Origin of the sequence: Bacillus sp. NSP9.1, from assembly GCF_000465465.2 — a bacterium.
GTDB lineage: Bacteria > Bacillota > Bacilli > Bacillales > Bacillaceae > Bacillus > Bacillus sonorensis_A.
In genome coordinates this window covers 102,987-121,825 of record NZ_CP048273.1, presented here as the reverse complement: position 1 = coordinate 121,825, position 18,839 = coordinate 102,987, and the positions used below count along the sequence as shown (strand labels likewise).

The window sequence follows — 18,839 nt, the reverse complement described above, 5'->3', positions numbered from 1 at the left end:
AAGGGGATTCTTTTTTACGATTGCTCTTTCACATGAACTTTCAGTGTCGCTTGAACTTCCGGATGCAGCTTCACCGGAACATTTGTATATCCTAACGAACGAATCGCATCGTTCAATTCAATTTTACGTTTGTCTATTTTTAATTGATGGGCCTTTTGGAGCGCATCGGCAATTTGTTTGCTTGTGACAGAACCGAAGAGACGGCCGCCTTCCCCGGATTTTGCGGAAAGCTCCACCGTAATGGTTTCAAGCTTTTTCTTCAGCTCCTGCGCTTGCTTTAATTCTTCAGCCGCTTCTTTTTTCTCTTTTTTCTTCTGTCCTTCAAGCGCGCTGATATTAGAAGATGTCGCCTCAACAGCAAGCCCTTTTTTGATCAGAAAATTATGAGCGTAACCATCCGCTACATTTTTCACTTCGCCTTTTTTCCCTTTGCCTTTAACATCCTGTAAGAAAATTACCTTCATTTTTGAATGCCTCCTTCAAAATACTCGTCTATCGCTTCCTTGAGGCGGCTGAGCGTCTCCTCAACAGAGATATCCGTCAGCTGTGTGGCGGCGTTTGTTAAATGCCCTCCGCCTTCAAGAGCCTCCATGATGATTTGAACATTCACTTCGCCAAGCGATCTGGCGCTGATGCATACCGTGCTGTCATCCCTTCTCGCTACAGCGAAGGAAGCTTCCACATCACTCATGGAAAGAAGGGAATCCGCGGCTTGCGCAATGATGACCTGGTCAAAATATTCGTCCGTCTCACCGTTCGGCAGAGACGCGATGGCGATGCCGTTTTTATAAAAAGACGTGTGCTGAATGAGCCTCGCCCTTTTAATAAAATGATCAGCTGTTTCTTTTAAAAACTTTTGCACCAATACGGTGTCAGCCCCCTTCGCACGGAGGTATGACGCCGCATCGAATGTACGGGAACCGGTGCGCAGCGAGAAGCTTTTCGTATCCACAATAATCCCCGCCAGCAGCGCGGTCGCTTCGATCATATTGATTTTCAGGCGCTTCGGCTGGTATTCAAGAAGCTCTGTCACAAGTTCTGCCGTAGATGAAGCATACGGCTCCATATAAACAAGCAGCGGGTCTTTAATAAACTCTTCCCCTCTTCTATGATGATCGATCACGACGACATTTTCAATTTTATTGACCAGCCTTTCTTCGATGACAAATGAAGGCCTATGTGTGTCAACAACGACAAGAAGCGTGTCATCGTTAGCGATCTCCAGCGCCTCTTCCGGCGTTATAAAGCGTGACCAGAGGACTTCGTATTTTTTGATTTCCTCAATCAAACGCTGGACGCTGGCGCCTATCTGACCGGGGTCGATGACGACAAATCCGTCTTTTCCATTGGCCTGTGCGACTTTTAAAATCCCGATGGCTGAACCGATCGAATCCATATCGGGAAACTGGTGCCCCATGATGATCACATTGCTGCTTTCAGAGACGATTTCCTTGAGAGCGTGTGAAATGACTCTGGCCCTGACGCGCGTGCGTTTTTCCATCGGATTTGTTTTCCCGCCGTAAAACTTCACTTTTCCGTTTGGCTGTTTGATCGCCACCTGGTCCCCTCCGCGTCCGAGCGCCAAGTCAAGGCTTGATTGCGCTAAATCGCCAAGCTCCTTCAAAGATGCAACAGATGCACCAATCCCGATGCTCAGTGTCAGTGAAATTGTATGAACGGACGTTTTTTCGCGGACTTCATCCAGAATCGAAAACTTCGATGCTTCCAGCTCGCTTAAAATATGCTCATTCAAAACACCGATAAACCGCTCGGAAGATACCCTTTTCAGGAAGATCCCGTACTGCTTAGCCCATTGATTCAGAAGGGATGTCACTTCACTGTTCATCGTGCTTCTCGTCTGATCATCAAGCCCTTGTGTCACATCATCATAATTGTCTAAAAATATGTAGGCGAGAACCGTTCTTTCATTCTCATATTGCTTTTCAATCTGTATTTGCTCTGTGACATCAAAGAAATACAGCAGCTTTTCTTCTCTTTTGATGACAACGTTGAATTTACGGTCATTCAGCGTAATCGTTTCTGTATCCACTTCCTGCTTAATCAAAGGAACGACAGACTCGCAGGTATCGTAAAGAGAACGCCCGACAAGCGTGCTTTCATTAAAACAAGACGCCATAAACGGATTGGCCCATTCGATGTAGTATTGATCATTAAAGAGCATGATCCCGATCGGCATTTCCAGAAGCGCCTCTTCTCCGACTTTTTTCAGCCGGTAAGACAAAGTGGATATATAGTCGTCCAGCTCTTTTCTGATTTTAGAGTCGGCGCGTTTTAAAAAGTATAAAATGACGCCAAGAATCAAGATGCCGGCCGCTCCTGCCATCCAATTAAAATAAAGGTTGATGAGGACAGAAATGATTGTGACGATAATTAATGAATAAATGGGATATCGAAATAACGGTTTTTCATAAAAATTTGGCACTCAAATCAACTCCTCACCATGGAGAGAACATTTACTTTTTTTAATTTTCTCTCTCAAGTTAAAACCTATGTCCATTATACCTAAGATGCGTACAAGGTACACCAAGGGTGAAAACAGCGCAATAATCAAAAAAATAACCGGCAGAACCGTTGGCATCTTCTTCGCGTGGCAAAAATAAAACACAAATGAAAAGCCTTGGATGGCCATGATGAATCCCAGGAGCATACTCGCATTTAATAAAATGGAATAGAACACGCTTCCCTCTTCAGCAGGAGCGAGCGAAAGAAGAATCGTCAGCAAGTAGACCCAGATGATGCTTTGCGGAAGCCTCAGCTCCCTAAACGGTTTTAAAGACGGCATCTTCACTGCGGTACGCCGAAGGATCGGTTTTGCAATCAGATGATTCAAAAAAGCGGCAATGCCGGAAAACATCACAATCATCGTCGGATATAAATAGCGCATCTGCTGCAACTGTTCCTTCATTTGCTCCATCTGTTTTACCGTCTCTTTATCATTTCCAAACTGTTTTAAACTCGATTCAAACATGTTGAATGTTTCATTATATGTTTGATTAGCCGTTTCTATTAAGTTTAACCCGAAAAATTGAATGCTGACGAAAAGCAGCAGAACCATTGAAACCATGTATGTAACAGCTGCTGAAGTAATCGCATATCCGGGCTCTTTTTTCCTATAGTGAAAGCCCATCATAATTCCGGCAGCACTGACCGGAAATGCCAGAATCAGGCCGCTCAAAGAACCGGCCACCATAGAAACCGGCAAACTGACAAGGCCCATGAAAAGGCCGGGCTTCACCCCATGCCTGATCGTCAGCATCATCACAGGCAACGGCAATGCAAATAAGAGAAACGTTCCGATTAACGGAATATAGAGGCTGATCATCATCAAAACGGCAAAAAGACTGAGCAGTATAGCGCCTTCTACCAAAGCTCTTGTTTGTTTCACTTGTCCACCTCGTATTTTTTGTTTTCATGAATCAAAAAGAGCAGCATAAACGACTGCTCTTTTTTACGTCGCATTTCCGTTTTCAATCAAACGAAGCATGAGCAGGTACTCGACCTTCTCTCACTGTTTCTTTATTTTAACATAAGGGCAAATCTCAAGTAAAACGATCCCAAGACACAGATGTCTGCTGTCATACCCACTGTTGTTCCATGTGAAACATCCAATATATTGGGACCTCGTTGCCGCTTCACGAACCATTTTCCCGCTTTGGGCATATGTTACCTTTGAAAAAACGCGGAGGAGAATCGATATGAATACAAAAACATTGGCTTGGCATGAAACAATGGAATTGCATGAATTGATTGCAGCCCAGTCGGTTGGCTTGGTAAAGCTGAAGAAAAGCCTTAAAAAGATCAGTGATCCCCAATTAAAACAGCTATACAGCACATCTGCAAAAGCGCTGGAACAGAATTTAAGAGAACTGCTTCCCTTTTTGCCCAAGACACCGGCTTTTCAGCGGGAAGAAGAACGGGCGGACGTCTATTTTGAAGCAGGAGATTTATTAGTCTTAGCGAAAACGACCGTTCGGAACTATGCGATTGCCATTACGGAAACGGCAACCCCTGAGCTGCGCAGAGTGCTGGTGAAACAAATCAACGCGGCCATCAAACTGCATGAACAAGTATTTAATTATATGTACCATAAAGGATTGTACCCATCCTACAACCTTGTGGAGCTCTTGAAAGGCGATGCCATGCACGCGCAAAAAGCGATCTCGATGCGTTAAAAAGCCGGCAAGGATTGATCCCTGCCGACTTTCTCATCATGTTCTGCTATTTCACGATTAAAACGGGGCATTTCACCCTTTTGGCGACTTTATGGCTGACACTTCCGAGTACCATTTCTTGCAACGTGTTCAGCCCCCTGCTTCCTACAATCACGATATCAATATCATGATCGTTTGCATATGCGACAATTGTCGGGCCCGGATCTCCGTGTTTCATCGTCATTTTATACGGAACGGCTGAATGCTTCAATTTTCTTTCGACTGCCAAGATCCTGCTGCGCCTCTTGCGTTCCAGTTTTGCGCGATTTTCACTATGCAGCACTTCGCTTTTCGCTTTATCATAGTCCAATACATAAATGACCTCGACCATCGCCTGATCTGTGAGAGAAGCAAGACGAATCGCTTCATCTGCCGCCCTTTCTGAATGAATCGATCCATCCGCAGCCAACAAAATATTTTTGTACACCCTTCATCACCCGTTTTCTTAGTGATTTGATACTGAACGATGAGGCTGATCATAAGTTGCCAATTTTTTGACGAGCTGAAAGCTTGATTCATTCAAGCCGAACAACTCAACATCAATTCCCTGATCCTTAAACTTCAAAGCGACTTTATCGATCGCCGCCACAGCAGAATCATCCCAAATATGGGCTTCTGAAAAATCCAGGACAACCTTTTTCGTATTTGCATCCACATTGAAGGAATTGATGAAATCCTGTACAGACGCAAAGAAGACTTGCCCTTTGATCGTATACTTCATTTCGTTTCCTGTCGATGTTTGCTCAATTTTCACTTTGGAAATTTTCGCGACAAAGAAGATTGCGCTTAAAATGACTCCGGCAAATACACCTTTGGACAAATCATGTGTAGCCACAACCGTAATGACGGTCACCAGCATCACGACCGAATCTGTAAGCGGCACCTTCCTTAACATGTTAAATGAGGACCAGTCAAATGTGCCGATCGATACCATAATCATCACGCCGGCCAATGCGGCCATCGGAATTTGCACAACCCAGTCACCGAGCACCATGATGAGAAACATGAGGAAGACTCCGGCCACCAACGTGGACAAGCGGCCTCTTCCGCCTGACTTGACATTGATCACCGATTGGCCGATCATCGCACAACCCGCCATGCCCCCGAAAAACCCGGCGACGATATTAGCGATTCCCTGTCCGCGGCTTTCCCTGTTTTTATCACTTTCCGTATCTGTCATATCATCGACAATCGAAGATGTCAATAATGACTCAAGCAGACCGACGATGGAAAGCGCAAAGGCTGTCGGAAAAATGATCGACAATGTCTCAAAATTGAAAGGAATATCAGGAATCATAAAAGCAGGTAATGATTGCTTTATTTCTCCCAAATCCCCGACAGTGCGCAGATCGAAATGGCCGAAAATCGCAAATGCCGTCATCGCAATAATGGCAACAAGTGCGGATGGAACGGCTTTTGTAAAACGGGGGAGAATATAAATAATCAACAATGTTATACCGACCACAACATACGTCATATACGAAACTCCAACAAAATGAGGAACCTGGGCCATAAAAATTAAAATGGCCAGCGCATTTACGAAACCTACCATAACCGACCGCGGAATAAATTTCATAAAGCGCGCGATTTTCAGTACCCCAAATATCAATTGGATCATTCCGGTCAAAATTGTCGCTGCAAATAAATACTCAATCCCGTGATCCTTCACCAATGTACCCATTAAGAGAGCCATCGCTCCTGTTGCCGCTGATATCATCGCCGGACGGCCTCCTGCAAACGAAATCACAACGGCGATACAAAATGACGCGTACAACCCAACCATCGGGTCGACACCCGCAATGATGGAAAACGCAATGGCTTCGGGAATGAGAGCTAGCGCTACGACGATACCCGAAAGGATATCCCCCCGCACATTTGAAAACCATTCACTATTTAATTGTTTAACACTCAAAGAATCAACACCTCGTTTGGATATATTTGCTTCTAACTCTCATAGAAGCCGTCTGTTTTTAACATGTTTCACTTTAGCAAACATGTATACAAATGTCTATAAGGTTTTTTTGCCACATCTGTTGGCGTGAGGGTCATCATCTTAAAAGAGAATGGAATTTCAAAAAGAGCCCATTCTAAGTGGAAGAGGAGGTTTCATCATGACGCAAGAGCTCGAAAAACGCCCGGGACATACGAGATGGTATATTTCATCCTTATTAAGCAGCATGATTATTTTAAATTACTTTGACCGTGTCACCATTTCAGTTGCGGCTCCTGCGATACAGGATTCCTTTCAATTGACGGCAACACAATTAGGCGTTGTCTTTTCAATTTATACGTATTCCTACACGCTGATGCAGATTCCGGTGGGCAGTCTTTTGGACAAGTACGGCGTTGCCTGGGTGACACGAATCGGAATGGCGGTTTGGAGCGTTTTAACGATCTTTTTAGCTTTTTTGCAGGGAAAACTGCTTTTATATATCGTTCGCTTTTTAATCGGTTTAACAAGTGCATCAGCTTTTCCAGCCGCTTCGAAAGCCACGGCCTTATGGTTTCCAGCAAATGAACGGGGGCTTGCCAACTCGCTGTTTGATTCGGCTGCGAAATTCGCAAACGTGATCGGCGCTCCTCTCATTGCATTTTTAGTTACCACGTTTGACTGGCGGGCTGCTTTTCTGACGATCGGGATCATCAATGTGCTATTTACGGTTTTTTTCTGGGTGTATTATGAACAGCCTGAACGGCATAAACGGATATCAAAAGAAGAGCTTCATTATATTCAAAAACACAATGCCGTTTCCAGTGAAGAGATATCAGAACGGACAATAACCGCTCTGAAAACGATGCTGACAAATCGAAAAGCGTGGGGGCTGATGATCGGATTTACGGGCTATGGCTATACATTTAACCTGCTGCTTACATGGCTTCCGACGTTCTTTAAAGAAACCTATGGGATGGACATCATGTCTTCAGGGCTGTTTACGGCCGTTCCCTGGCTGATTTCGACGCTTTCCGGGATCATCGTCGGCGGATGGCTCGTCGATTTCTTCATGAAAAAGGGCTATTCAAATACAAAAGTATATCAAACGATTATCATCATCGGAATGAGTCTCGGCTTTGCTTTTTTAGGCGCCGTTTTCACAGACCATATCATCATCGCGGTCATCTGTATTTCCGTCGGTTTGGCCGGAATTTCCGCAACGGCGCCCGTCGGCTGGTCCATCTCGGCGGACATTGCACCGGCGGGCTCAATCTCGCTCCTCAGCTCCATGGTCAATTTGGCGAATAACCTGTTCGGCGGCATCATCGCGGTATCGTTGACAGGGTATTTGGTGGATGTCACCGGCTCGTTTACGCTCAGCTTTTTAGCGGCGGGCTTTGTTTTATTGCTGGGGCTGATATTTTATCTCGTTGTCCTTGGCGACATTGAGCGGATTCAGATTAGGAAACATGAATAAAAGAGCCGTTATGACGGCTCTCCTTGTTTGATAGGCTTTCGGGCAAGCAAGGCGCAAATAAAACCCGCCCCGGGCAAAATCATCAGCATCACTAAAACGGGCGTATAGCTTTGGAAGATGTCAAATCCCACACCGAACGGCAGCGGGCCAAACGCGGACCCGACGACAGTTACAGCCATCGCGATCCCTTTGATGCTGCCGATATAACGGCGCCCAAAATAGTTCGGCCAAATGATATTGAGCGTAATTCTCTCAAGGCCGCTGGCCACTCCCCAGACAACACCGAAAAGAATAGCGGCTCCTATGCTGTTTGTCCCCAAAAGGAGAAGCAGCAATATCAATTCCAATATAAAAATAAACGCAAGCAGCAAATTGGTTTTTATTTTTTCTAATAAAAAACCTGAAACCATTGTAATCGGAAATCCGATCAATGCCATTAAACTGAGAACGTTGGCGGCAACCTGCGGTGAAAGGCTGTTTTCCCCTAAAATCGACAGCAAGTGAAAAGTGATCCCCGTATTGACTAACGCTGGGATGCTGACACATATCAGGACATACCAAAATGAACCGGTTTTCATTGCTTCTTTTAATGTCCAGTCCTCTTCGGCAATCGGCGCATGCAACCGCATGGCGATATCCTTTTCATCTTCGCCGTCTTTCGTACCGCCATCCGGCAGCAGCCCAATATCCTCTGGCCGGTTTCTGACGATCAAAAATGCGACTGGAGCAAAGAAAAACACCAGCAAAAAGCCCCAGACCTGCCATGTAAACTGCCAATTCCATTTCTCGATCATCCAGGCATTCAGCACAGGGAATAAAGCCGCGCTCGCAAAACTGCCGACAGCCATAAAGCTCATCGCCCGGCCTCTTTTTCGAATAAACCATTGTGGAACAAGCGTGTTGGGCAGGAGTGTCATGCTTCCCTGTCCGAATAGACGGATCAGAAAGAACCCGACGGCCACCATCCATATATTCACCGCAAAGCTGTTAAAAAAACAAGCCGCGCCAAGAGCCAAACCGACAATCACCATCATGTTGCGCTGACCCAGTTTATCTATAAACCGGCCGACAAACATCATCAGGATGCCCGCACATAAAGTGGCGGCTGAATATATGCCCGACACTTCAGACCGGGACCAGCCAAAATGGTGTATGTATTCGTCAATAAAAATAGAATTGGAATAAGTTTGACCGGGACCGGAAAAAAACACGCCCAAAGCGGAAATCAATACGATCATCCAACCATAATAAAAAGGTGCCTTTTGTATGTTAGCTTCCACGAAAAATTCCCCCCTTGTTCCTTCATATAGAAAACGAAAAACCGACTTTCCCCAGCTTTACGGGAAAATCGGCTTTCCTTCTATAGGCCTCTACTTAATGATCATCACAGGACAATTCACACGTTTTGCCACTTTGTGGCTGACGCTTCCCAGCACCATTTCCTGGAGTTTATTCAACCCTCTGCTTCCAACAATCACAATATCAAATGTGTGATCATTAGCGTAGGAAACAATGGTTGGGCCTGGTTCACCGTGCTTCATTGTGACTTGATAAGAGATATCTGCTGTTTTAAATTTTTCTTCTATATGTTTCAGTTTATTTCTTCTGGCATGTTCTAATTCTTCCAAACTTGTACTATGCAAAACTTCACTTTTTGATTTGGAATAATCGAGTACATAAATGAGCTCAACTTCCGCTCCTGATGAAAGCTTAGCAAGTTTTATAGCATGATCTGCCGATCTTTCTGAGTGAGCCGATCCGTCGACGGCCAGCAGGATTTTTCTGTACATCAGATACTTCCTCCCTTTTAGTGGCTTGACGCTTTTGCATTCGGCTGGTCATAGGTCGCCAGCCTTTTCACAAGCTGATGGCTCGACTCATTTAAGCCTGCCAGCTTTACATCCACATTTTGATCTTTGAATTTCAAAACGACTTTGTCAATTGCAGCCACAGCAGAATCATCCCAAATATGTGCGTCTGCAAAATTCAGCACGACTTTTTCTCCCGCGTTATGGAAAGAAAATGATTGAATAAAGTCCTGGACTGAAGCAAAGAATATCTGTCCTTTTATATCATAAACGGTTTCCCTGTCTGAAGGAGTCTTTGAAGCTTCCACCCGGACTTTCGATATTTTTGCGACAAAGAAAATGGCGCTTAGGATAATCCCCGCAAACACTCCCTTTGATAAGTCATGGGTGGCTACCACCGTCACAACTGTGACAATCATGACAATCGAATCTGTCAGTGGCGCTTTTCTCAACGTTCTTAGGGATGACCAATCAAATGTACCGATCGATACCATAATCATGACGCCGACCAGGGCTGCCATCGGTATTTGCACGACCCAATCGCCGAGCACCATAATCAAAAACATGAGAAAGACTCCGGCTACAAACGTGGACAAGCGGCCTCTTCCGCCTGATTTCACATTGATCACAGATTGGCCGATCATCGCACAACCCGCCATGCCTCCGAAAAATCCGGCCACAATATTGGCGATTCCTTGTCCGCGGCTTTCCCTGTTTTTGTCGCTTTCCGTATCTGTCATATCATCGACAATGGAGGCCGTTAAGAGAGACTCCAACAGGCCGACAATTGACAAGGCCAAAGCGGTCGGGAAAATAATCGAGAGCGTTTCAAGGTTAAACGGAATATCCGGAATCATAAATGCAGGCAAAGAGCTTGAAATCTGCCCCAAATCTCCGACAGTCCGAAGATCAAAATGGCCGAATATCGCGAGAACGGTCATCGCCACAATCGCGACAAGCGGAGCAGGTACGGCTTTTGTAAAGCGAGGCAGCAAATAAATAATCACAAGCGTAATTCCTACAATGACATAAGTCATATTGGAAATTCCAACAAAATGAGGCACTTGGGCCATAAAGATTAAAATGGCCAGCGCATTTACGAAACCTACCATGACCGACCGTGGAATAAATTTCATAAAGCGCGCGATTTTCAGGGCCCCAAATATGAATTGGAGAATTCCAGTCAAAATCGTCGCCGCAAATAAATACTGGATGCCGTGATCTTTCACCAAAGTCACCATTAAAAGAGCCATCGCCCCGGTTGCAGCTGAAATCATCGCTGGACGGCCGCCCATAAATGATATGACAACAGCAATACAAAATGACGCATACAGGCCGACCATCGGATCTACACCGGCTATGACCGAGAAAGCAATCGCCTCGGGTATAAGCGCGAGAGCAACAACTATGCCGGCTAAAACGTCCCCTTTCACATTGGAAAACCATTCATTATTTAGTTTTGTTAACAACAATTGAAAAACACCTCTTAATTTTTATTTTTTTGAATGACTTCTAACTCTCATAGAAGTCGGGGCCGTTTACAACATATTTAAATTTAACAGATCACCAACTAAATGTCTATGATTTTTAGTACCAAAAAAGATCGTTTTTGGTACTAAGTATAGAAAACATACAGGCATGAACAATATTTTGATATAATGACTCAAAGCGCTCTTTTTGGAGATGATAACGTTGATTTTTGGTTATGTACGTCCATTTAGCCAAGATAAGGAATTAAAACACCAATTGAAATTAATCGAAAAGTACGGATGTGACCAGATCTATAAAGAACAAACAGACTCGGCGAAAAATCGTCCGGAATTAGAACGTCTCCTAAACACCCTTAGTAGTGGAGATCTAGTGGTCGTGTATAAGCTGTATAGTCTCGCTGATTCTACCCGGCATTTAATTGACTTAATTCAAAAGTTTCAGGAGCAAAGGGTAGACTTCGTTTCAATAGCTGACGGGGTGGACACCTCAACTGCGGAAGGGAAAATATTCTTTCATCTGATGGAAAAAGTCGGGGATTTTCAACATGATGTCATAAGCGAAAGTACAAAAGCGGGGATATATGAAGCAAAAATGAAGGGAAAAACCGGAGGCCGCCCAAGAAAGCCGGACCATAATGTTAGACGTGCATTAGACATGTACCAAAGCAAAAAATACACCATTGCCCAAATCACTGAGGAGACAGGAATCAGCAAAACTACGCTGTACCGCTATTTAGAATATGGGTCCTAAAAATTCATCATAATAAACAAAAAAGAACAAGAACCTCATAGGCTCTTGTTCTTTTGCTAATCACGGCTTACTCGCCTGCTACGTAAGGAAGTAAAGCCATTTGACGAGCACGTTTGATTGCAACAGTCAATTTGCGTTGGTATTTCGCACTTGTTCCTGTTACACGGCGTGGTAAGATTTTACCGCGCTCAGAGATGAATTTTCTAAGAAGATCTACATCTTTGTAGTCGATGTGCGTAATTCCGTTAGAAGTGAAATAACACACTTTACGGCGTTTCGCACGACCGCCTCTGCGTCCTCCTGCCATCGTTATTTCCCTCCTTTCTGTTCTGTTTTATTCGTCCGTCATCCATTAAAATGGCAAGTCGTCGTCTGAGATGTCAATCGGCTTTCCATCATTGGCAAATGGATCATCATTAAAGCTGTTGCCTTGATTGCGATTCTGGTTGTTCTGACTGCCTCCGAATGGATTCGGTTCGTTTTGTCCGCCGCCAAAGTATTGGCCTCCCTGGCCTCCGCTGTAACCGCCGGAACCAGAACCGCCGCCTTTAGGCTCCAGGAATTGAACACTTTCAGCTTGAACTTCTGTGACATACACACGCTGTCCCTGCTGGTTTTCGTAGTTCCTCGTTTGCAAACGTCCGTCAACACCTGCAAGGCTTCCTTTTTTAAGGAAATTCGCTACGTTTTCGGCTTGTCTTCTCCAAACGACACAGTTGATAAAATCCGCTTCACGTTCGCCCTGCTGATTCGTAAACGTACGATTCACAGCGAGCGTGAAGGTCGCAACAGCTGCACCGCTTGGGGTATAACGAAGCTCTGGGTCCTTTGTCAGTCTGCCGACTAAAACAACTCGGTTAAGCATATTGAGAGACCATCCTTTTGCTTTAGAGTATATCAATCAATTCTGTTTATTCTTCTTCTTTAACCACGATGTGGCGAATGATGTCATCACTGATTTTAGCTAAACGGTCAAATTCTTGAACTGCTTCAGCTCCAGATTGAACGTATACGATTTGGTAGAATCCGTCGCGGAAATCGTTGATTTCGTAAGCAAGACGGCGTTTTCCCCAATCCTTCGTTTCAGTGATCTCCGCACCGTTTGTCGTCAGGATGTTGTTGAAACGTTCAACAATAGCCTTTTTAGACTCATCATCAACGTCCGGGCGGATGATGTACATGATTTCGTACTTTCTCATTTGTATTTGCACCTCCTTTTGGACTAAGCGGCCCATTACCTGGGCAAGGAGCAATAATCCTATTACTCACAATTTTATATTATATCAAAGCTCTTGTCCCTTTTCAACTGTGTTATACATTGAAACGGAAATGAATGACATCGCCGTCTTTCACGATGTATTCTTTTCCTTCAAGGCGGACTTTTCCCGCTTCTTTTGCAGCGGACATGTTTCCGGCTGCAAGCAGGTCGTCATACGCCACCGTTTCCGCGCGGATAAAACCGCGTTCGAAATCGGTATGGATGATGCCCGCACATTCAGGAGCCTTCATTCCCTTTTTAAACGTCCAGGCTCTGACTTCCTGTTCTCCCGCCGTAAAATAAGTCGCAAGACCGAGCAGAGAGTAGGATGCTTTAATCAGCTGGTCGAGACCTGATTCTTCAATGCCAAGCTCTTCAAGGAACATCGCCTTTTCCTCACCTTCAAGCTCGGCAATTTCGGATTCAATTTTAGCGCAGACGACGATAACCTCGGCTTTTTCGCCGGCGGCGAATTCCCTGACCTTTTGGACATATTCATTTCCTGAAGGATCAGCCACTTCATCCTCACTGACATTCGCTACATATAATACAGGCTTTGTCGTCAACAGGTGAAGCTGCTTCAGCACTTTTTGCTGCTCTTCCGTAAATTCAACGGAGCGGGCAGGCTTTTCCTGTTCAAACGCTTCTTTCAGCTTGGTCAAAATCTCAAATTCAAAAACTGCTTCCTTATCCTTCTGCTTCGCCATCTTACCTACGCGTCCGATCCGCTTTTCAACGGTTTCCAGATCAGCCAAAATCAACTCCAGGTTGATCGTCTCAATATCGGAGATCGGATCTACCTTTCCGGAGACATGTGTAATGTTGTCATCAGCAAAACAGCGGACAACATGACAAATGGCATCCACTTGGCGAATATGTGAAAGAAACTTGTTTCCGAGTCCTTCACCTTTGGACGCTCCTTTTACGATCCCGGCAATATCGGTAAATTCAAATGCAGTAGGAATCGTCTTCTTCGGGTTGACGAGCTCTGTCAATTTTTGCAGCCGCTCATCAGGCACTTCAACGATCCCGACGTTTGGATCAATCGTACAAAACGGGTAGTTGGCCGATTCTGCCCCGGCCTGTGTAATCGCATTAAACAAGGTTGATTTCCCAACGTTTGGCAAACCAACAATCCCAGCTGTTAAAGCCATTCTTTCATCTCCTCTATCATTAAACATGCGTGTCTTAGTCGCGTAATGTAAACCTGCAACAATTATAAGGATGATTAAAATAAAAGACAAGCTGACAAAACTTGCTTTTCAATAACAAAAGCAGTGTGAAAATCCAATTTTACCCTTAGAACGATAAAAAACATGAGGGTCCGCTTTGGATTAAGAATCGGACTCCTCATGCTTGACCAAGATTTTTTTCATCTTTCTTTGAAAATCTTTGCGTGGAATCATGACGCTGTGAGAACAACCTTCACATTTTATCCGGATGTCCATTCCCATCCGAATGATCTTCCAGCGATTTGTCCCGCATGGATGCGGCTTTTTCATTTCAACCACGTCATTCAGGCCAAATTCTTTGTCGGCCAAGCTCGTTCACCTCTTTGCTTCCTTTATCGTGATCTTATTGTACAAAAAACGACATGGAAAGAGCAATTATTCAATAAAAAACTTTTTATATACTATATACCAATTAAATATAAAAAATATTATGTCTTCCATTTACTCAACAACGGATAAAGTAAAATATTGACTAATAGATATAGGTTTAACAATCCATAAATAGGATATAAAAAGGCGATTAAATTGGAAAATCCAAACGTTGTAAAAGGCAGCATGATGAAAAGAAGAAGGAAAACCATGATCCATCTCGGCCAGTTCACAACTGACAGAAAACGGCTTGAAAGACCGAGGATGCTTGAAATCGTCGTCGTATAAATCGCCACGCACAGCACCGCTGTCATGAATAAAAAGATAGGGAAAGGAGCTCCCTCCAAAACCGCAAATAAAGGGATTTCATAATGGGATAATTCACCGGCGAGCTCCACGAGCGTCTCATTGTACATATACGATATTGCACCGAAGATCAAACCGCTTAAAATGCTTGCAATCCTTGCCTCACCGACTCCTTTGATTTCTTTTCCGACCGCAGATAACACGGCCACGACGGATAAAATGTTGAGGGAAGCGAACGCGATGCCGGCGGGCCAGTTATACTGCTGGTTTAGGTTGAGAAGCCATGGCTGGTGGTGAGCTGTTTGAAAGGAAATCAGCACGTACAAAAGCCCCGCAACCAAAACCGGAATCAAGTAGCTGTTGACCGATAAAATCCCTTTGATTCCCCATAGAAAAAGCAATCCGGCACACAGTGAAAATAAGATGACACCGGCCCAAAAAGGAATATGGAATATTTGCAGTGTGACACCCCCGCCGGCAATCATCACAATCGTCGTCGTAAACAAGTAGAGGATGATCAAAAAATCATATACTTTCGCCAGGAGTGGTCCGATCAATTTTTCCAGAACGGGCAGAAAATGCACCGATTTTTCTTCATAACTGATCCTCATGACAATATAAGTCGACAGGCTGAACATCATCGTGAACAGGAGGATAGCCAGTCCGCTTTCATCACCAAAAAACTGCCATATCTCCTGGCCGGATGCATATCCTGCGCCTATTAAGCTTCCTAAAATGAGAAGCATCCACTTCATTCCGGCTCTCCACACGATTTTTCACCCCATCAGCAGCAGTTTTTAATGCTTGTTTACGCATTCACTGACACTATATTGTCCTTACTTGATAAAAATTCATGAATTCGCCGAAAGTGTTTTTTTGCAAGAGACTTTTAATTATATTGATATAACAAAACATCCAAAGCATAAAAAAAGAGACTGCTGGATATACTGTAAACAACCATTGATTACTAAAAAACACACCAAAGCAATGCTGTTACCACGATGACAAGGATGTGAACCTATGAATCGCAAAGGCGGGATTTTCTCTCAAGAACCGATAAAAGAATACATCTCTCATTCAGATCCGTTGGCAGTAAAACAAATTGAGAAAGTTCTTAGCGTTTATTTAAAAGAGGCAGCCGGACGGCCCATTGTCGTCGTTTGTATCGGCACAGACCGCTCAACAGGTGATTCTCTCGGTCCTCTCGTTGGCATGAAGCTTGCCGCCAAACAGCCGGCTCGTTTTCACGTTTATGGAACACTGGCTGATCCGGTTCATGCCGTCAACTTAAATGAGAAGCTGGAGAACATTTACCTGGAGCATGACAACCCTTATATCATCGCCATTGATGCTTGTCTGGGACGGACAAAAAGCGTCGGTTCTTTTCAAATCGGCAAAGGACCTTTAAAGCCCGGAGCCGGCGTCCAAAAAAGCTTGCCGGAAGTCGGCGATATACACATCAACGGGATAGTCAATGTCAGCGGTTTTATGGAGTATTTTGTTTTGCAAAATACCCGTCTCAATCTTGTCATGAGTATGGCAACTGTTCTCGCCGAAGGTTTATCACATCTGGAGAAAGCAGGAGGGTGGCATCAGCGCCATGTCACACCGATTCAGCGGATGACAGGAAGAATGTAACACGAAAAAAACCATCTGTATCCATTCAGATGGTTTTTGCACTTTATGACTCTTTTTCTGATAAAAGTTCAAGAATGCGGTCCAAATCTTCATTTGAATAAAATTCGATTTCAATTCGGCCCTTTTTCTTTTGCTTTTTAATGGTGACAGGTGTTCCAAAGTAATTTTGCAAGTATGACTCCCGCTCTTTAATGACGGCATCTTTTGCTTGTTTCGGCTTCTTTGTTTCACGTGGAACATCAGCATTCAGCTGTTGAACCAACTTTTCAAGCTGACGGACGTTCAGCTGTTCCGATACAACCTTTTGAACCAATGGCTCGAGCTTTTTCTTATTTTTCAGCCCCAGTAACGTTCGTCCATGCCCCATTGATAATGTACCGTTGTCAATTAACTTCTGAACCTTTTCAGGCAGCGTCAGCAATCGCAAATGGTTGGCGATGTGAGGTCGGCTTTTTCCAAGCCTTTTCGCCAGCTGTTCTTGTGTCATATCAAGATGTTTTAGCAAAGATTCGTACGCTTTGGCTTCCTCAAGCGGAGACAGGTCTTCACGCTGAAGATTTTCCAGTAGGGCAATCTCCATCATCAGGGATTCTGACAGCTCTCGGACAATCGCAGGAATCGTTTCTAAACCGGCTTTTTCAGCAGCTCGAAAGCGGCGTTCTCCGGCTACAATGTCATAGCCTTTGATAGACTTTCGAACGATAATGGGCTGCAATACTCCATGCTGTAAAATGGACTCCTTTAAATCTTTTAACGATTGGTCATCAAACGTTTTTCTTGGCTGATAAGGATTGGGCCGCAAATCGTGCAGCTTGATTTCCTCAACCGTCTCTTCGGATAAATCAACATTTGAAAACAGTGCATTAATCCCTTTTCCGAGACCTTTAGGCATTCGCAGCCACTTCCTTTGCTAAATCTAAATAGACTTCCGCTCCCCTGGAACGCGGATCATATAAAATAATCGGCTTTCCATGACTCGGTGCTTCACTAAGTCTGACGTTCCGAGGAATCACCGTTTTGTATACTTTATCGCGGAAATACTTTTTCACTTCTTCAATGACCTGTATGCCTAAATTTGTTCTTGCATCGAGCATTGTCAGCAATACGCCGTCAATCATGAGATCGGTATTTAAATGTTTTTGGACGAGCCGCACCGAATTAAGCAGCTGGCTCAATCCTTCTAAAGCGTAATACTCACATTGAACAGGGATCACGACAGAATCTGAAGCCGTCAGTGCATTGATTGTCAGCAATCCAAGTGAAGGAGGACAGTCAATGATCATAAAATCATAATTTTGTTTGACGGATTCCAAAGCCCGCTTTAATCGCACTTCCCGGGAAATGGTCGGAACCAGTTCAATTTCTGCACCTGCAAGCTGAATCGTTGCAGGAATGACATCCAAGTTTTCTACAGATGTTGTTTTGATGACATCTTTGACATCTGCATCATCTACTAATATATCGTACACACAGTGATCGACATCAGCTTTTTCTACGCCGATTCCGCTTGTTGCGTTTCCTTGCGGGTCTATGTCGACTAGCAAAACCCTTTTCCCGATATAAGCCAAGCAAGCTCCGAGGTTAACAGAGGTTGTTGTTTTGCCAACGCCCCCTTTTTGGTTTGTGATCGCAATAATTTTCCCCACAATGTCACCTACTTTCACATTGAACAAGTTTCTCTCATTTCTCTATTTTAACAAAAAAAGAATCAGACGTTTGCTTTTTTTGTAATTTTTGTTTTGTCTATTCTGCATATGTTGACATCCATGTAAAATAAAAGGGAATTTTGACGAAATGAAAATAATATAAAAATTATTTTAGTATAATTAAAAAAGGATAAAAAAACCCCTGAAACATCTCATGCTTCAGGGGCTGTCGCTTAATCGGCTGCAGGCATCTTCCGGGTGGCAATGGCGATGCGGTTCCAAGCATTGATCGTCACGACCGCCATGATAATTTCAGCCGTTTCGCTTTCGCTGAAATGAGCCCTTACTTCGTTGTAGATATCATCCGGCAGCCCGGCATCTGCAATTGTTGTTACAGCTTCGGTCAAGGCTAATACGGCCCGCTCCTTTTCCGTGTAAAAAGGGGCTTCACGCCAAGCGTTGAGAGCGTATATCCTCTGTTCTGACTCTCCGTTTTGCCGCGCATCCTTCGTATGCATATTCAGACAGAAGGCGCACCCGTTTAATTGTGACGCGCGGATTTTGATAAGCTCTTTTAACACCGGATCAAGGCTTGAAGAGGCCTGTGCTTTTTCAAGCTCAACCATACCGGCATAGCCCGCCGGATTTACTTTTTCCATTAAAAATCTCGTTTCCATATCAATTCCTCCTTTGCTGATT

At 44.3% G+C, this 18,839-nt stretch carries 21 protein-coding genes; 4 read left to right on the top strand and 17 right to left on the bottom strand.

Features of this window, described 5'->3' with window-relative positions:
* Positions 1 to 14: 14 nt before the first annotated feature.
* Genes rplI through M654_RS00675 form a run of 3 tightly spaced genes read right to left on the bottom strand, consistent with a single transcriptional unit; the run spans position 15 to position 3,406 of the window.
* Positions 15 to 464 (bottom strand): 50S ribosomal protein L9, encoded by a 450-nt coding sequence (gene rplI / locus M654_RS00685; RefSeq protein ID WP_026589463.1) that lies wholly within the window; start codon positions 462 to 464, stop codon positions 15 to 17.
* Positions 461 to 2,443 (bottom strand): DHH family phosphoesterase, encoded by a 1,983-nt coding sequence (locus M654_RS00680; protein ID WP_026589464.1) that lies wholly within the window; start codon positions 2,441 to 2,443, stop codon positions 461 to 463. Before M654_RS00680 ends, rplI begins: the two co-directional genes overlap by 4 nt.
* Entirely contained in the window at positions 2,444 to 3,406 is a 963-nt protein-coding gene (locus M654_RS00675; RefSeq protein ID WP_026589465.1) for a YybS family protein, read from the bottom strand.
* Positions 3,407 to 3,716: 310 nt separating this feature from the next.
* Between M654_RS00675 and M654_RS00670 the strand changes: the two genes are divergently transcribed.
* A complete protein-coding gene (locus M654_RS00670; protein ID WP_035428589.1) occupies positions 3,717 to 4,193 on the top strand; it encodes a spore coat protein in 477 nt (158 codons plus the stop codon).
* Between the two features lie 46 nt (positions 4,194 to 4,239).
* Here the strand turns inward: M654_RS00670 and M654_RS00665 are convergent, their stop codons facing one another.
* Together M654_RS00665 and M654_RS00660 are read right to left on the bottom strand one after the other, a co-directional pair.
* Complete coding sequence (locus M654_RS00665) at positions 4,240 to 4,659, bottom strand: universal stress protein (RefSeq protein ID WP_026589467.1); 420 nt, start codon at positions 4,657 to 4,659, stop codon at positions 4,240 to 4,242.
* An 18-nt stretch (positions 4,660 to 4,677) separates the two neighbouring features.
* Positions 4,678 to 6,144, bottom strand: a complete 1,467-nt coding sequence (locus M654_RS00660; RefSeq protein WP_026589468.1) for a SulP family inorganic anion transporter — start codon at positions 6,142 to 6,144, stop codon at positions 4,678 to 4,680.
* A gap of 151 nt (positions 6,145 to 6,295) precedes the next feature.
* Between M654_RS00660 and M654_RS00655 the strand changes: the two genes are divergently transcribed.
* Positions 6,296 to 7,642 (top strand): MFS transporter, encoded by a 1,347-nt coding sequence (locus tag M654_RS00655; RefSeq protein ID WP_201278486.1) that lies wholly within the window; start codon positions 6,296 to 6,298, stop codon positions 7,640 to 7,642.
* A gap of 8 nt (positions 7,643 to 7,650) precedes the next feature.
* On the opposite strand, the gene M654_RS00650 is transcribed toward M654_RS00655, so the two are convergent.
* From M654_RS00650 to M654_RS00640, 3 genes are all read right to left on the bottom strand, one after another.
* Positions 7,651 to 8,922: an MFS transporter gene (locus M654_RS00650; protein WP_026589470.1), complete on the bottom strand. Its 1,272-nt coding sequence runs from the start codon at positions 8,920 to 8,922 to the stop codon at positions 7,651 to 7,653.
* Between the two features lie 90 nt (positions 8,923 to 9,012).
* The gene (locus tag M654_RS00645) at positions 9,013 to 9,432 is read right to left on the bottom strand and encodes a universal stress protein (RefSeq protein ID WP_026589471.1); all 420 of its coding nucleotides are present in this window, start codon (positions 9,430 to 9,432) and stop codon (positions 9,013 to 9,015) included.
* A gap of 17 nt (positions 9,433 to 9,449) precedes the next feature.
* Positions 9,450 to 10,919 (bottom strand): SulP family inorganic anion transporter, encoded by a 1,470-nt coding sequence (locus tag M654_RS00640; RefSeq protein WP_081692882.1) that lies wholly within the window; start codon positions 10,917 to 10,919, stop codon positions 9,450 to 9,452.
* Between the two features lie 223 nt (positions 10,920 to 11,142).
* Here M654_RS00640 and M654_RS00635 point away from each other — a divergent pair, with 223 nt between their 5' ends.
* Complete coding sequence (locus tag M654_RS00635) at positions 11,143 to 11,691, top strand: recombinase family protein (protein WP_026589473.1); 549 nt, start codon at positions 11,143 to 11,145, stop codon at positions 11,689 to 11,691.
* Positions 11,692 to 11,758: 67 nt separating this feature from the next.
* Here the strand turns inward: M654_RS00635 and rpsR are convergent, their stop codons facing one another.
* From rpsR to M654_RS00605, 6 genes are all read right to left on the bottom strand, one after another.
* Positions 11,759 to 11,998 (bottom strand): 30S ribosomal protein S18, encoded by a 240-nt coding sequence (gene rpsR, locus M654_RS00630; RefSeq protein ID WP_003178022.1) that lies wholly within the window; start codon positions 11,996 to 11,998, stop codon positions 11,759 to 11,761.
* 45 nt (positions 11,999 to 12,043) lie between these two features.
* Entirely contained in the window at positions 12,044 to 12,556 is a 513-nt protein-coding gene (gene ssbA / locus M654_RS00625; RefSeq protein ID WP_026589474.1) for a single-stranded DNA-binding protein SsbA, read from the bottom strand.
* 46 nt (positions 12,557 to 12,602) lie between these two features.
* Positions 12,603 to 12,890 carry a 30S ribosomal protein S6 gene (gene rpsF, locus M654_RS00620; RefSeq protein ID WP_026589475.1) on the bottom strand — a complete coding sequence of 96 codons (288 nt, stop codon included), beginning with the start codon at positions 12,888 to 12,890 and terminating at the stop codon, positions 12,603 to 12,605.
* A 112-nt stretch (positions 12,891 to 13,002) separates the two neighbouring features.
* The gene (ychF, locus tag M654_RS00615; protein ID WP_026589476.1) at positions 13,003 to 14,103 is read right to left on the bottom strand and encodes a redox-regulated ATPase YchF; all 1,101 of its coding nucleotides are present in this window, start codon (positions 14,101 to 14,103) and stop codon (positions 13,003 to 13,005) included.
* A 180-nt stretch (positions 14,104 to 14,283) separates the two neighbouring features.
* On the bottom strand, positions 14,284 to 14,490 hold the full coding sequence (locus M654_RS00610; RefSeq protein WP_026589477.1) for a DUF951 domain-containing protein: 207 nt from the start codon (positions 14,488 to 14,490) through the stop codon (positions 14,284 to 14,286).
* A gap of 119 nt (positions 14,491 to 14,609) precedes the next feature.
* Entirely contained in the window at positions 14,610 to 15,626 is a 1,017-nt protein-coding gene (locus M654_RS00605) for a YkvI family membrane protein (protein ID WP_026589478.1), read from the bottom strand.
* A 250-nt stretch (positions 15,627 to 15,876) separates the two neighbouring features.
* Here M654_RS00605 and yyaC point away from each other — a divergent pair, with 250 nt between their 5' ends.
* Positions 15,877 to 16,494: a spore protease YyaC gene (gene yyaC / locus M654_RS00600; RefSeq protein WP_026589479.1), complete on the top strand. Its 618-nt coding sequence runs from the start codon at positions 15,877 to 15,879 to the stop codon at positions 16,492 to 16,494.
* A gap of 43 nt (positions 16,495 to 16,537) precedes the next feature.
* Here yyaC and M654_RS00595 read toward each other — a convergent pair whose 3' ends face one another.
* The 3 genes from M654_RS00595 to M654_RS00585 all read right to left on the bottom strand — a co-directional run bounded on the left by M654_RS00595 (position 16,538) and on the right by M654_RS00585 (position 18,817).
* Positions 16,538 to 17,386, bottom strand: coding sequence for a ParB/RepB/Spo0J family partition protein (locus tag M654_RS00595; protein ID WP_026589480.1), 849 nt, complete (start codon positions 17,384 to 17,386; stop codon positions 16,538 to 16,540).
* Positions 17,379 to 18,140, bottom strand: a complete 762-nt coding sequence (gene soj, locus M654_RS00590) for a sporulation initiation inhibitor protein Soj (RefSeq protein WP_026589481.1) — start codon at positions 18,138 to 18,140, stop codon at positions 17,379 to 17,381. Before soj ends, M654_RS00595 begins: the two co-directional genes overlap by 8 nt.
* 233 nt (positions 18,141 to 18,373) lie before the next feature.
* Positions 18,374 to 18,817, bottom strand: coding sequence for a carboxymuconolactone decarboxylase family protein (locus tag M654_RS00585; RefSeq protein WP_026589482.1), 444 nt, complete (start codon positions 18,815 to 18,817; stop codon positions 18,374 to 18,376).
* Positions 18,818 to 18,839 lie beyond the last annotated feature (22 nt).